Source organism: Paenibacillus sp. ALE2 (genome assembly GCF_054113385.1).
This window is the reverse complement of sequence record NZ_CM134213.1, coordinates 2,571,016-2,585,386: the sequence shown is the minus strand read 5'-3', so window position 1 is coordinate 2,585,386 and position 14,371 is coordinate 2,571,016. Positions and strand designations below refer to the sequence as shown.

Genomic DNA, 14,371 nt, shown 5'->3' with positions numbered 1-14,371 from the left:
ATGAACAAACTACAGCGCACCAGAAGACGCACCATCGCCTGGATTACCCTTCCGATCTTACTGCTAGCTGTCTCTGTGTACGGTCTGGCCTACGGTTCGGTGTCGATTCCACTTCAAGAAATCAATCAGGTTTTGCTACATAATGATGAATCCACATATCGCACGATCCTAATGGATCTCCGACTACCCAGAGTGTTGGTGGGTTTACTGGTAGGCGCTTGTCTCGCAGCTTCAGGAGCACTTCTTCAAGGCGTCATGAAAAATCCATTGGCTGACCCAGGCATTATTGGTGTATCGGCTGGAGGTGGGCTTGCAGCCGTCATTACGATGGTGATGCTTCCACAGCTTAGTTACCTTCTTCCGGTAACCGCCTTTTTGGGAGCCTTTCTGAGTGCGATCGTCATTTACCTGCTGGCTTGGGACCGAGGGGCTTCCCCTGTCAAAATTGTACTGGCTGGTGTTGCAATCAACGCGTTGCTGGGCGCGCTCACCAACGGAGTAATGGTCATGTACAGCGACCGCGTACAGGCTGTACTTCCTTGGCTATCCGGCGGGTTAAATGGACGAAGCTGGCATCATCTGGAGTTCATGGCTCCTTACGCTATCATTGGCTTAATCGCCTCTTTGTTTGCCATTAAGCCTGCGAATTTGTTGCTATTGGGTGATGATTCAGCACAGTTGCTGGGCCAGCGGGTAGAGCTTCAACGGATGCTCATTATTTTGCTCTCTGCCCTGCTCGCTGGCACGGCAGTCAGTGTAGCCGGGCTGATCGGGTTCGTAGGACTGGTCGTCCCCCATGTTATAAGGCTGCTCATCGGGGAAGATTATCGTTTTCTCCTCCCCCTTTCCATTGTGGGCGGCGGAACACTGGTTGTCCTGGCGGATACAGTGGCACGCTCTTGGTTTGACCCAATTGAGCTGCCTGTCGGTATTTTGCTGGCCGTCATTGGGGCACCGTTCTTCTTAATCCTGCTCAAGAAACGGGGGAATTTCGGATGACAGCCATTCAGGGTGAGCATCTTTCCTTACAACGCGGATATTTCCAGTTGGACGATGTGAACATTACCTTGCCCGCCGGACAACTCACTGCCATTGTCGGTCCCAATGGCTCAGGCAAGTCTACGCTTTTGCGGATTTTGACCCGGCTGCTCAAGCAGGATCAGGGCAAGGTTTCCGTACTGGGAAGGCCCGTAGAGGAATACAAACGGCGTGATTTTGCCCAGACGATTACCATGCTGCCGCAAATGAAGGACATGCTGCCGTTATTAACAGTCCGTGAGCTGGTCGCTTACGGAAGATCCCCTCATACCAAGGGTTTGAGGACAAGTCCTACCAGACAAGACCAGCATATTATCGACCATGTCATGGGAATCACAGGCATCAAGCCCTATGCAGATCGGATGTTCCATACTCTATCGGGAGGTGAACAACAAAAAGCGCGAATTGCAATGGCCTTGGCCCAACAAACGGGTATTCTTTTACTCGATGAACCAACCACTTTTCTGGATATCGCCCATCAATTTGAAGTTATGGATATGCTGCGGCGTATCAATCACGAGTCCGGCTTGACGATTGTTATGGTACTGCATGATTTGCAGCAAGCTGCGGCCTATTGTCATCATATGATTGCGCTTAAAAAGGGACGAATCGCCGTCGCTGGCGAACCCCGTCAGATTTTGACGTCTGCTTTTCTTCGTGACATTTATGAAATGAACGCTACCATCAAATTTGAGGATGGCTATCCGGTTATTATACCGACCATACCACATCATTCAGGAGGAATTTAATATGGTTATCGTTACAAATACATCTAAAATTACACCGGGCAATGCCCCCCTGCTCATCGAAAGATTTAACAAAGAAGGACAGGTTGAAAAAATGGAAGGCTTCCTCGGTCTGGAAGTGCTGCTGACGGAAAACACGAAGGATTATGAGGAAGTAACGATTAGCACACGCTGGCAGGAAAAAGAGAACTTCCAAGGCTGGACGAAAAGTGAAGCGTTCCGCGAATCCCACAACCACCGTCAAATTCCAGACTATATTATTGAAAACAAAATCACATTTTATGAGGTTAAAATCGTTCGTCATCCCATCTCGAACAATGATTCCTCTTTGGCGAGTGATATCGAAGCCGTTTAATTCTGGACGGTAGCCTAAAACTAAAAAAAGCGGCTCGGCAGGCAAATTCATTGTCCACCGAGTCGCTTATTTTATATACGTTACTGAACCCTTCAGATTCTAGTTGAGCAACGGCGCCCAATTTTCAGCGTCTCTCCGTGCCCCAGTACATGGATGCGTTCCTTTGCAATCCCCAAGCGCTCTCGCTCCACTTCAAGACGATCCAGCGCCTCTCTCGGCGTATCATCTGCCAGCTTAAAGGCTCCATAGTGCATCGGGATCATCTGATCTGCGCCGCAATCCACAAAGCCCTGCAACGCCTCCTCCGGTGTCACATGCTGTGAGGTCATGAACCATTCCGGTTCATACGCACCAATCGGCATAAAGGTCAGATCAATAGCAAAGCGCTCGCCAATCTCCTTAAACCCACGGAAATATCCGGTGTCTCCCACAAAATACAACGTAGGTGCCTCCGCTGAGTCTGATTCTGCGTGAGCATCTGAGCCTGCAACAGACGTGGCAGAACCGATCACCTGCTGCTCACTTTGCAGAACGTATCCACCCCAATGTGAAGTATTGGTATCAAACGGCGTACGCCGTGTCCAGTGCTGTGCCGGAACAAATGTAATCCGCACTCCACCTACCGTAAAATGCTCCCACCATTGCAGCTCATGGCAGTTGCGAAAGCCTTTGCGGATCATTTTCGACTTTAACCCCGAGGGGACGAGCATCAATGTATCTGCACGATATAACTTCCGCAACGATGCCAAATGTAAATGATCATAATGCGAATGTGACAGCAGAATGATATCTAGCGGTGGCACATCCTGAATACGAATACCGGGCGGAGCCAATCTTTTATCAAAAGCCATACGCTCTGCCCACACCGGATCGGTGACCATATTCAGCCCAAGGTACTGAATGAAAAAGGTGGAATGGCCCACCCAGGTCGCCGTCGCCATTTCCCGATTACTATGCAGAAACTCCAGCTCCGGGAGATGGTTGGGCACAACGAACGTGTAATCCTTTATTTTGCTGCGTCGCTCCTGCCGCCATTGTCTGAATTGCTTAATGGTTTTATCGGTATTTACATGATCCATATTGTTAAAACGCACTTTAGGCATGATGCAGCCCCCTCCCTGACAGACCCGTTCTCCAAAAAACACAACGGTTCAATTTAACTATATATTGTCACTCAAATGTGATCATGAAATGATGCAACATCCTGAACTATGTAAAGTATAATTCAATCACATCTGTAAAGGAAATTCTGCGATAATACAGCAAAAACAGACCTCCCGGATCTATCAGAAGGCCTGCTCCACATGTTATTGTCAGTCCTGTGGATTTTTAAAGCGTGCCGAATAAATAAACAAAAACACAATCGCCACCACGATAATGATCGGCGACTCATACATGATCGTAAAATGCTCGAAAGCAACCACTCTAACTCACCCCTTCTTTCCCGCTTGTCCTCGTACATACTTTGCATCGAACAGAAACAATCTCAATATCAGGATCAGCGAAGGAATCAGCACCAGCAGACCCGCAACAAACGCCGTAATCAATGCATACGCCATCGTAGAGTTCGTAAAGCTGTTATATACATTAATGTAGGGATACAGAACATACGGAAGATGTGAGCGGCCATAGCCATACCAGGCAAATGCAAATTGCAGCATCACCAGGATGAAGGAGATACCCAAATGCCGCCGCTGCCAGACCAGATACACTGCTCCCACAAAGCATATGAAGGATGCGACAAACATCCAGGCCATACTAAGCATATTGGCAAAATGGTCCGGATTTTGTTTGTTAATCTGGAAAAATGCGAACAAACTCGCCAAAATCGTAGGAGCACTCCAGAGTAACGCGTACCCTCGTACGATTTCAAAAGCGACCTTGTCCCCTGCCCTTTTGGCATAAAAGGACAAAAACATCGCCGATATATACAATACACTCACCAGCGCCAGAATAATAACTGCCCACGTGTAAGGGTTGCTTAATAGCTGGCCCCATTGCAGATGAACACCTGTGCTGTTCTCTATAATAATGCCGCCTTCTGAAATAGCGAGGACCGTCGACAGTGCTGCGGGAATCAGCAGCCCAGTCGCACCGTACAATGCCATGTAGACGATATTATTTTTACCCGAATGCCCATAGGTATTGTAAGCATAATATACTCCCCGGATCGCGAGCAGCACAATCGCAATACTGCCGGGAACGAGTAACGCCGTACCATAGTAATAAGCCGCATCCGGGAAGAACCCGTTTAATCCCACCACAAAAAAGATGAGAAATACGTTCGTTACCTCCCATACCGGAGACAGATATCGTTGAATGATATTGTGGATTTTATTCTGGTGGCCTGTCAGCACGCTGTAAAAGCTGAAAAAGCCTGCACCAAAATCAATGGACGCCACAAGCAAATATCCAAACAGGAAGGTCCACAATATAGCGATACCTACAATTTCATAGCTCACTTGCCTTCAGCCCCTTCCAGGCCCAGCTGTCTTATCTCTTCCACGGCATCCTTATTACGGAATAGCTTGCTGAGTACCTTGATGGCCGAGAAGCACAACACCAGATACAAAATAACAAACAACACTAGCATCCACCCAACACTTGTAGAAGTGGTTGCTGCTTCGGACACCTTCATATATCCGCGTAAAATCCACGGCTGTCTGCCGACCTCTGCAAACATCCAGCCCAGCTCAATAGCTACCATCGCCATCGGTCCGACCAGAATGAGCGCTAGCAGCAGCCATTTGGGGTAGGGTTTGCGACCTGGCAAACGCTTACGGATCAGATACAGCAGTGGGATGACGAGAATCAGCACTCCTGTGGTGATCTTGAGGTCAAACATATAATGAATAGACAGCGGCGGACGCTCCTCCACCGGATAGTCATTTAACCCCTTAACCTCCGTACTAGGCAAATTACCTGCCAGGATACTAAGTGCATAAGGCACTTTCAGGGCATATTTGATTTCACCGTTTTCGTCCATAAAGCCGCCATATACAAAGGGGGCGTGCGTCATCGTATCAAAATGCCATTCGGCGGCAGCCAGCTTCTCCGGCTGATATTTGGCCAGAAATTTGCCGGATGCGTCTCCAATCAGCACTGTGCTGATGGCAAATACAATGGTACAGGTGGCCGTCAGCTTCAGCGCCTTTTTAAAATAAGGGTGATTACGCCCCCGCAGCATGCTGTAAGCAGCCAGCCCCATCAGCACCCCTGCGCTCAATGTATACGAGGAGGCCAGTACATGGGACACTTTGGTCGGCGTGGCCGGGTTTAGCATAGCCTCGATGGGATGAATATTGGTCATGACTCCATTTTTGAGTGTAAAGCCTTGAGGTTGGTTCATGAACGAGTTCACAGTCGTAATAAAAACCGCTGAGGCAGACGAGGCAATCGCCACCGGGATGAGCAGCATCAAGTGAAAATATTTACTTTTAAACCGATCCCAGGTATACAAATAGATGCCTAGGAATATTGCTTCGATAAAGAAAGCAAACGTCTCTAAAAACAGGGGCAGCGCAATCGCTTGTCCGGCCACCCGCATAAAGGTAGGCCACAGCAAACTGAGCTGTAGACCAATGGAGGTGCCTGTCACGACGCCCACGGCGACAGTAATGACAAACCCCCGAGCCCACCGCCGTGCCAGCAGTGTATAATGCGGATCACCAGTTCGCAGCCCGCGCCATTCTGCAAGTGCAATCATTAAGGGTACGCCAACGCCGATGGATGCAAATACGATATGAACAAACAGGGTAATTCCGGTCAGCATCCGGCTTAGCAATACAGGGTCCAGTGAAGACAAATGGGTTTCACTCCTTCATTTCACATTTTTAATAGGGAAAACTTCGAATTCACTCTTGATTACCAACTAGGGAGTCAAGCGAGCTATGCTTTTAATTACGGCATATAGCATAATGGCCGCAATTACTATACATACAATAATGAGCGTTCTTTCCTGCTTGCGGAACATAGGAACGCCTCCTTCACTTATCTTTTGGCGCATTTTGGTAACCTATTTACAGTTTGGTTCATTCAGCTGATTTTTAACCCTGCTTCTGTATTGAATGTAGCAGTATTTCTTTCTAGATATTGTTTTATTCATGACAATACGTTATATTGATATATAGTTAGATAACCTAATTATATGAAAAGAGGGAACTTATGCCGCCAAAACAAAGTAAGCGGGACTCCATCCAGCAATCTCTTCCTCGTCTGGGACCAGAACCTTATCTAGAGTTAATGGATCAAACTGCCCTTGCAGAAACAGACCGGCGACTTGCTCGTATTGGTCTCTTCTTGCTATGGACAGGTGATAATGTGCTCGACGCGGTAGATTTGGATCTAGCTGCTTACGGCCTGACAGAGAGTAAGCTAGATTTATTGTTGCTATTGAGATTGCACCAATCCCAGTCTCAGATGAGCCCCTCTATGATTGCCGACCGTCTAGGCATCCGACGTGCATCTGTAACATCCCTCCTGGATTGGACAGAGCAACGAGGCTGGATTATCAGAGAACATAGTTCTACAGATCGGCGCAAAATTCATGTACGCATTACAGAAGCGGGTTCTCACCTTGTACAGCAAGTGCTCCCTGTATTTTGGTCTTCCTGTGCTTCCCTAGCGAGTATTTTGGAGCCCGAGGAACAGATCATTTTTTCACGGATTATAGAAAAAATTCATCATCATATGGAAAACAAACTGGGGGTGGGCAGGTAATTTTTTTTGAACATATAATTAGGTTATCTAATATATTCAATTGTTTGTATTTCAAATTACTTATTTGATGATGAAGGAGTGTTCTATTGATGAGTAAACTACGAACAAAAGATACCGTTATCCAGAAGGAAAATGTTGCTCTCCCTTATGCATGGATGACTGTAATCCTATGCTGGTCAGCGGTTGTCGTCATGTCCAGCCTGTATGTGACGATCCCTTTGGTCCCTCTCTTTGCTAAAGTATTTGGAAAAACGCTAGCTGAAGCAGCTCTGCCGGGAAGTATCTTTTCCTTAGGCTTTGCAGCGGGATGTCTTATTTATGGAGGATTGTCTGATCGCTTTGGACGCAAGCAGATTATCGTCGCTGGATTGCTCGCATTGACGATCCTTTCGTTATCCCTCAGCTTAACCAGTCAGTATTCTGTATTAGTTGCACTGCGCATGCTTCAGGGCTTGGCGGCAGCCACCTTTTCCCCCGTTGCTCTCGCATACGCCGTAGACATGTTTCCAACCGAAAAACGGGTAACGGCCATCGGCTTTATCAGCACCGGTTTTCTAGTGGCAGGTATTGCCGGACAGGTATTTAGTATTATCATCAGCGAACAAATCGGATGGAATATGGTATTTCGAATGCTAGGTGTTTTGTACGCAATCACCTTCCTGATCGTTCTTTTTTTCCTGCCTAAAGCTCCCTCCCCGCAACGAGGGGTTCGCATTTGGACAGCCTTCGGTCAGTTGGGGACCGTTCTGCGTTCGTATCCTTTATGGTTAAGCTACACGATTGCTTTTGTTCTTCTGATGTCATTTGTGAGCATGTATACGGTTTTGGGAAGCTACCTTGGCAATCCCGAATTCGGCCTCAATAGTAGACAGATGCTATATGTCAGATCCACTGGCATCATCGGCATGCTTCTCTCACCATTCGCCGGAAAATTGGCCCTGAAATTTGATGTGCACCTTGTATTACGTACAGCTCTTCTTCTTTCCATCCTTAGCTTGGCACTGATGGGAATGACACATTCTCTAATAGCTATCGTGGTATTAAGTGTATGTTTTGTCAGCGGCATTGCCCTGAGTGTCCCTTCACTCATTACAATAGTTGGTCAGCTCGGCGGGGCAGCAAGGGCCATAGCGGTCTCACTATATACCTTCATCCTGTTTGCCGGTACGAGTATAGCTCCTATGCTTTCCATTCGTTTGATGGGGAATGGCGGCAATCAGATGACTACATTTATGCTGCTGGCGGCTGTTCTGTCTGTGGGACTTATCGCCTCCCTGCTCATTCGCCGCCGTCAAAACAATCCACTGAAGCGGGATGCATAATACAACATCAGACTAAAACCGAACTTAAAAGTTACCTATAGCGCCACTGCGCAATCGGATGGTACTTCCCATCGCCACCGCCCCCGGATTTCTAGAATAAAACCTATGAAATACTCCTATTTAACAGGTATACTCATCTAAATCATGTGATATATGTCATTGTGTTTTCTCTATAAACGAAAACTCTCTCTTTGGAGACCTACGCAGAATGAGGTACAATACAGATAAGCTATATATGATATATGGAGAACTTTTGAACAGGAGGCTGTACCGAGCTATGAAGATAACATCTATCGAGCCAACTCCCAGTCCGAACACCATGATGCTGCATCTGGATGAGCGGCTGGAAGCGGGTATCCGCAGAACATATACACGGGACAATGAGCGTTCGGCTCCCCCATTTATCCGGCGTATGCTGGCCATTGAAGGGGTCAAAAGCGTGTTTCACACGACTGATTTTGTAGCCCTTGACCGTAAAGGAAATGCCGATTGGTCTACTATTCTGGGTCAGGTCCGGGATCAGCTAGGCGAGGAAGGTGCTGACGCTAATTGGGATTTACCAGAGGAAACCTCTGGGGAAGCGTTTGGTGAAGCACAGGTTTTTGTACAATTTTTTCGCGGCCTTCCCATGCAAATTCGAGTTAAAGCGGGTCAGCAGGAGGAACGAATTTCCTTGTCCGACCGCTTCGTGCAAGCCGTTACCCGTGTAGCAAGTGCAACGCTGATCAAAGAACGTAAGCTGAGTGATTACGGCGTCCGCTACGGTGAACTGCCGGATATTGCTCGCGAGGTTGAGCAGGAATTGGAGGCAGCCTTTCCGCAGGATCGGCTGGAACAAATTATCCAGCAGGCGATTGCCCACGGCGCGGACAACAGCGAATTCGTGGAGGAACGCCGCGAGTGGAGCGATGCCGAGCTGAAGCAGGCCCTGCAACACGAGGACTGGCGCACACGCTACGCTGCACTGGATCGGCTGGAGCCGACGCCCGAGCATTTGCCGCTGATCCGGCAAGCGCTGCATGACGACAAAATGCAGCTGCGGCGGCTGGGAGTCGTCTATCTGGGCGATATTCGTACACCGGAGGCGATGGAACTGCTGTTCGAGGCGCTGCGCGATCCTTCAGCGGCAGTACGCCGCACTGCCGGCGACACGTTGTCGGACATTGGCGATCCCGTCGCTACCAGTGCTATGATCGGAGCCCTATCGGACAGCAGCAAGCTGGTTCGCTGGCGTGCAGCCCGTTTTCTATACGAGGTTGGAACCGAGGATGCGCGTGATGCGCTGGAGAAGGCCGTCGAAGACCCCGAATTCGAGGTCAGTCTACAAGCTAAAATGGCGCTGGAGCGCATCGAATCAGGCGAGCAAGCCGCAGGTACGGTTTGGCAGCAGATGGCCAAGCGGAACTCCTGATTTAAGAATCGATAAGTGGATTTTCAAAAAATTGTCGATTGTCAGAAGGTGTACAGGTACGATATACTGTAGTTCGCTATACAATATAATATCATGTCATACACCTCATCAACCTGTTTTATGATGAGGTAGAGGTCGCGGATGTAATCAGTACACTGGAGGAGACGCCAAGAGCCGTCTGAGATTCCAGTAGAAAGGTACACCCGCCGAAGTATGCGGAGCTGACTCTTTGTAAATACTCCGTATGCTGGGGCTGCTAACCGAAAGGAGCAGAACTGTCACGCGATGTCCTAACACAGACACGTGTGTTGAGCTATCTTGTTATAGAAGAAGGTATGGTGCGGAATGCATAGACAAGACCGCAGGCGTATTCCCTGCGGTCTTTTGATTTATATACTCCCCCTCCTTCTGGCTCTTGCCCTGACATGAAATACAATTTCATGAAGGAGTGTTTGAACGTGCAACACAAAGCAACACCTGACGCAACCTTGCGTAAAAGTCTTAAAGCCCGTCATATGACGATGATCGCCCTCGGCGGCTCGATCGGAACAGGGCTATTCCTCGCCAGTGGAGGCGCGGTCGCCGAAGCTGGACCTGGCGGTGCCCTGCTGGCTTATGCAGCAGTTGGCCTTATGGTCTACTTCTTAATGACCAGCCTCGGTGAGTTGGCTACGTTTATGCCTGAATCCGGCTCTTTTAATACCTATGCAGGTCGCTTCGTCGATCCGGCTTTTGGTTTTGCCATGGGTTGGAACTTCTGGTACAACTGGGCAGTAACGATTGCTGCCGAATTGGCAGCAGCGACCGTGCTCATCAAATACTGGTTTCCAGAAAGTCACTCTGCCTGGTGGAGTCTGTTATTCTTGGCCATAATCTTCTTGCTGAACGCGTTGACGGTCAAAGGCTACGGTGAGTCCGAATACTGGTTCGCGATGATTAAAATTGTGACTGTAATCATCTTTTTGGCCGTAGGGGTGCTGATGATTTTCGGCATCATGGGTGGTCCTGCGGTAGGATTTGCCAACTTCACAGTAGGAGATGCCCCGTTCCATGGTGGATTCTTCGCTGTATTGGGCGTATTTATGGCTGCGGGCTTTTCCTTTCAGGGAACCGAGCTGATTGGGGTAGCCGCTGGCGAAAGCGAAAATCCGCGTGACAATGTGCCACGTGCCATCCGTCAAATCTTCTGGCGTATCTTGTTCTTTTATATTCTCGCGATTCTGGTTATTGGTTTGATCATTCCGTATACGAATCCGAATCTGTTGCGAGGAGATATCAGTGATATCGGAGTCAGTCCGTTCACGCTCGTATTTGAAAAAGCGGGGCTTGCCATTGCTGCCTCAGTCATGAACGCCGTTATTTTGACTTCCGTATTGTCGGCAGGCAACTCGGGTATGTATGCAGCGACTCGGGTACTGTACGCTTTGGCGCGGGAAGGTAAAGCCCCCCGTTTCCTTGGGCGTATCAATCGACGCGGCATTCCTATGAATGCACTTCTGATTACGACTGCTGTTGGTATGCTGGCTTTTCTCGCCTCCCTGTATGGAGACGGTGTAGTCTATAACTGGCTGCTCAATGCCTCTGGAATGTGCGGATTCATTACGTGGGTTGGGATTGCAGTCAGCCACTATCGTTTCCGCCGTGCCTTTACTGCACAGGGTCACAGTCTGAGTGAACTTCCCTACAAAGCCCGCTGGTTCCCGTTTGGACCGTTGTTCGCCTTTGCTCTATGTATCATTGTCATTATTGGGCAAGGGACGGATGCTTTCACCGGACAGGAGATTGACTGGAAAACGATGATCGCTACGTATATGAGTGTGCCGCTGTTCCTTCTGCTGTGGCTTGGCTACAAATGGATTAAACGTACTAAAATCGTTCCATTAAAAGAATGTGATTTGAGTTCAAATCCGCCTTCGGATAAATAATAGAATACCGTGTGTGATAAAAAGCCCGTCTCCACATATCAGGGAAACACGCTGATACACCTGGTCCCAAGACCGTTATCCGCATGTTCCCCTGTATATGCCCGGAGACGGGCTTTTTCTGTTTATTTGGAAGAAGCAACTACTTCAGCTGATAAAGACATAGATAAGGCACGACGACTAAAAATACCGTATATGACAGCAATCAGCGTCAAGACTGCTGAAAACAAGTACAAATTAACGATACCCAGATGATCTGCAATCCAGCCCATTAAAAGCAGCGAAATACAAAACGTCAGGCTTGTCAGCGTAGCCTGGGCGGACAGCACCTTAGGCAAATCATGTACCGACACACTCATTTGCATCATCGTGCGGCGGGAGACGACCGACATTTCCGCAGGTAGCCCCATCAACAGCACGATAAGCAGCGTTAGTGGCGGTAATGTGTTCAGTGCATACCAAGCTGTCAGCAGTCCATAGCCTGCCATTCCTGCCAGCATGGCGGGCAGCAGTCTGCGCTGCAACAGCTTGACGCAAGCAAGGACTACGATGCCGCCACCAATCGCCCCTGCAAAATACGCGGCATTGATGTATCCCCACCATGCCTCGCTCTTGTGCAAGACCTGCTGAGCGAAGGCAAGCGTGAACGCGCCTACCCAAACCGATCCCCCCAGCAGGTCAATCATATCCATAAAAATAAGAGCCTTCAGTCTGCGACTGGCTCCGATGAGACTCCAACCTTCTCGCAGTATTTCCTTTTTACGTTTAGGAGGCACCGACGGGCTCTCTGATTCCGGACCATACAGCTTATCTTCCAACTGGGCGGGAGGCAAGTCATGGTGCCCTTGTCCCGGCTCGGTTACAGCCTCATAAGCTGAGACATCTCCATTTTGCACCCTTGTTCCAGGCTGAAGCAAATAATGGGCTTTGCCTTCTAGGGGATCTCGAATCAAGCTGGTGAAGATCAGCGCTATCATATACAGACCGCCAGCCACCAGCAATGTTTTTTCCGAGCCCAGCATAGCTACGAGAACACCACTAAGCCCCCACCCCGCTAATTGCACCGTCTGATCGCTGACCGATACCAGACTGTTTGCCCGCATGAGCCCTTCCCCGGAAGCAAGGCGGGGAATCAGCGCGTTGCGCGCAGGTGTAGTCCAGCCGTCCAGAAAGGACATGGCTGTCACCAACGCAAACACAATCACCCATACGGGCTCCGTGCCCGCTGACCACAAGTGGCCCAGCAGTACAGCGAAGAAGGCCAGTTGTCCGAACTGGGAAACGAATAAAATAAATGGAAGCTGGAACCGGGCCAAAATGAGCGGTGCCAAAAAGCCGCTGATCATCTGTGCACCCATTCGCAGCAACGGAACGAGCACCGAAGAGAAGATCGAATCCGTTTCATGAAAAACCAGAGACACAAGTGCCATAATATAAAGAATGTCGGCCGCATTGGACATCGTCTGCGTGCCAAGCAAATAGGTAAAGGAACGCTTGTGCATATAAATTATAATACTCCTTTGTTAATGTAGCTTTTTACAACAAAATCATCAGGTCCATTTTAGGGTTACACGAAGATTTCCGGTACTTCCAAGATCCGTAATCTGATAGGAAATGGACTTCAAGCCAAGTTGATATAAGGATTGCAAATCCTCCTTGAGACTTCGTTCCGTCCCCTGATAGCCGAAGGTAAGTGACGTTCCTCCCTTATTTATCACCTTATGAACCTGCTCCTTGATATCGGCGGATGATTTGACCAGCCCCTTGCCGTCTTGCAATGTATATTCCAGGTTATTGTACAGTTTTTGATACACGGTAGCCTTTGATCCTCCAGTAGCTATCAATGCCGATAAGGTTTCCCGATACGATGTATTCGCCTGAGGGTATTGTTTCACCCATGAGTGATCCCGCCGCATTTCTGAATCCGTCAGCAGATAATATGAAGTGCTTACCTCGTTCGCGCGATCGGGGGTCGGGTCATCCCATGTCGTATCCATGTGATACCATCGGCCATCTAATAAAACAAGATTCCATGCATGCAGCTGTCCCCCTGCTCTACCCTCCACAATCCGATTCGTAATCCCTGCTCGTTCGAGCATTTTATAGGCCAACAGCGAATAACCCTGACACACTGTGCTGCCCGTTTTCAGGCCATCGTAGGCTGTGTACTTTTGCTGTGCTTCATCATACTTCAGGCGAACGACGATCCAATCATGAATGGCCTTCACCTTTTCGTGATCCGTCATTCCCTTCGTAATGATATCCCCCAACACAGCTTGAACTGTGCTATCCACATATGCCGTCTGTTCCTTCGTCTCCCGGTAGCTTAAACGAATCGTAACCTGGGCGGAGGTGGTTGTGCCTGTATAGCTGAATGCGTAGCTTTTGATCGTATAATTCACATACGGATCGCTCTCCATCGCCTGTTGGATGGCTGTCTGTAGCTGCTGCTTGAGACCGTTCACTCGCCCTTGATATGTAAAGGTCAGCGTTTCACTCCGCGTAGCCATTGCCTGTAAAAGCTTGTTCTGAAGCTGCTGCGAGGATACGGAGGAAGTCGGCTTGACCGACGACGCATACACATTGCTGCCCCACTCTACAGCCTGCGGCAGCAACACAGCCAGCGCCGCACCTGCAACCAGACATTTTACAAGCCTAACCCCGATTTTTCTGTTCATACAGAGCGTTCCTGCCCTTCTTAGCATAGTTGTAAACAGCTCTATCTTACCATAAAAACAGTTGCCCCAAACGCTCTAGTTTTGTCGGTTACAGGCGAGTAAGAGTGCATTTAAAGGCAGGTTGTGACACCATGCTCTGCTATATAACAGTTGGGACCTTAGGTAAACATGTCGTTCGCA

At 48.8% G+C, this 14,371-nt stretch carries 13 protein-coding genes and 1 riboswitch; of the genes, 7 read left to right on the top strand and 6 right to left on the bottom strand.

The features are described 5' to 3' along the window. The 3 genes from ACXHJ1_RS11095 to isdG are packed head-to-tail and all read left to right on the top strand — an operon-like array spanning window position 1 to window position 2,139. The gene (locus ACXHJ1_RS11095; protein ID WP_025365838.1) at window positions 1-999 is read left to right on the top strand and encodes a FecCD family ABC transporter permease; all 999 of its coding nucleotides are present in this window, start codon (window positions 1-3) and stop codon (window positions 997-999) included. Then, a complete protein-coding gene (locus ACXHJ1_RS11090; protein ID WP_017425964.1) occupies window positions 996-1,787 on the top strand; it encodes an ABC transporter ATP-binding protein in 792 nt (263 codons plus the stop codon). The genes ACXHJ1_RS11095 and ACXHJ1_RS11090 overlap by 4 nt, the downstream gene beginning before the upstream one ends. Window position 1,788: 1 nt before the next feature. Further along, window positions 1,789-2,139 (top strand): heme oxygenase, encoded by a 351-nt coding sequence (isdG, locus tag ACXHJ1_RS11085; protein ID WP_457906067.1) that lies wholly within the window; start codon window positions 1,789-1,791, stop codon window positions 2,137-2,139. A gap of 92 nt (window positions 2,140-2,231) precedes the next feature. Here the strand turns inward: isdG and ACXHJ1_RS11080 are convergent, their stop codons facing one another. From ACXHJ1_RS11080 to ACXHJ1_RS11065, 4 genes are all read right to left on the bottom strand, one after another. Further along, window positions 2,232-3,242 (bottom strand): MBL fold metallo-hydrolase, encoded by a 1,011-nt coding sequence (locus ACXHJ1_RS11080; protein ID WP_193190216.1) that lies wholly within the window; start codon window positions 3,240-3,242, stop codon window positions 2,232-2,234. A 210-nt stretch (window positions 3,243-3,452) separates the two neighbouring features. Further along, entirely contained in the window at window positions 3,453-3,563 is a 111-nt protein-coding gene (gene cydS / locus ACXHJ1_RS11075; protein WP_014278118.1) for a cytochrome bd oxidase small subunit CydS, read from the bottom strand. A 6-nt stretch (window positions 3,564-3,569) separates the two neighbouring features. Then, window positions 3,570-4,601 carry a cytochrome d ubiquinol oxidase subunit II gene (locus ACXHJ1_RS11070; protein WP_017425966.1) on the bottom strand — a complete coding sequence of 344 codons (1,032 nt, stop codon included), beginning with the start codon at window positions 4,599-4,601 and terminating at the stop codon, window positions 3,570-3,572. Then, on the bottom strand, window positions 4,598-5,944 hold the full coding sequence (locus ACXHJ1_RS11065; protein ID WP_016820302.1) for a cytochrome ubiquinol oxidase subunit I: 1,347 nt from the start codon (window positions 5,942-5,944) through the stop codon (window positions 4,598-4,600). Before ACXHJ1_RS11065 ends, ACXHJ1_RS11070 begins: the two co-directional genes overlap by 4 nt. Window positions 5,945-6,303: 359 nt before the next feature. Here ACXHJ1_RS11065 and ACXHJ1_RS11060 point away from each other — a divergent pair, with 359 nt between their 5' ends. The 4 genes from ACXHJ1_RS11060 to ACXHJ1_RS11045 all read left to right on the top strand — a co-directional run bounded on the left by ACXHJ1_RS11060 (window position 6,304) and on the right by ACXHJ1_RS11045 (window position 11,516). Beyond that, the gene (locus tag ACXHJ1_RS11060; RefSeq protein WP_457906066.1) at window positions 6,304-6,858 is read left to right on the top strand and encodes a MarR family winged helix-turn-helix transcriptional regulator; all 555 of its coding nucleotides are present in this window, start codon (window positions 6,304-6,306) and stop codon (window positions 6,856-6,858) included. An 89-nt stretch (window positions 6,859-6,947) separates the two neighbouring features. Next, window positions 6,948-8,180, top strand: coding sequence for an MFS transporter (locus tag ACXHJ1_RS11055; RefSeq protein ID WP_457906065.1), 1,233 nt, complete (start codon window positions 6,948-6,950; stop codon window positions 8,178-8,180). Between the two features lie 277 nt (window positions 8,181-8,457). Beyond that, complete coding sequence (locus tag ACXHJ1_RS11050) at window positions 8,458-9,591, top strand: virulence factor (RefSeq protein ID WP_045245018.1); 1,134 nt, start codon at window positions 8,458-8,460, stop codon at window positions 9,589-9,591. A 121-nt stretch (window positions 9,592-9,712) separates the two neighbouring features. Then, window positions 9,713-9,915, top strand: a riboswitch (Lysine riboswitch). Between the two features lie 134 nt (window positions 9,916-10,049). Next, on the top strand, window positions 10,050-11,516 hold the full coding sequence (locus tag ACXHJ1_RS11045) for an amino acid permease (protein WP_016820306.1): 1,467 nt from the start codon (window positions 10,050-10,052) through the stop codon (window positions 11,514-11,516). A gap of 122 nt (window positions 11,517-11,638) precedes the next feature. Here ACXHJ1_RS11045 and ACXHJ1_RS11040 read toward each other — a convergent pair whose 3' ends face one another. After that, window positions 11,639-13,015 carry an MFS transporter gene (locus tag ACXHJ1_RS11040; protein WP_457906064.1) on the bottom strand — a complete coding sequence of 459 codons (1,377 nt, stop codon included), beginning with the start codon at window positions 13,013-13,015 and terminating at the stop codon, window positions 11,639-11,641. Between the two features lie 48 nt (window positions 13,016-13,063). Then, the gene (locus tag ACXHJ1_RS11035; RefSeq protein WP_290410266.1) at window positions 13,064-14,191 is read right to left on the bottom strand and encodes a transglutaminase domain-containing protein; all 1,128 of its coding nucleotides are present in this window, start codon (window positions 14,189-14,191) and stop codon (window positions 13,064-13,066) included. Window positions 14,192-14,371: the final 180 nt, after the last annotated feature.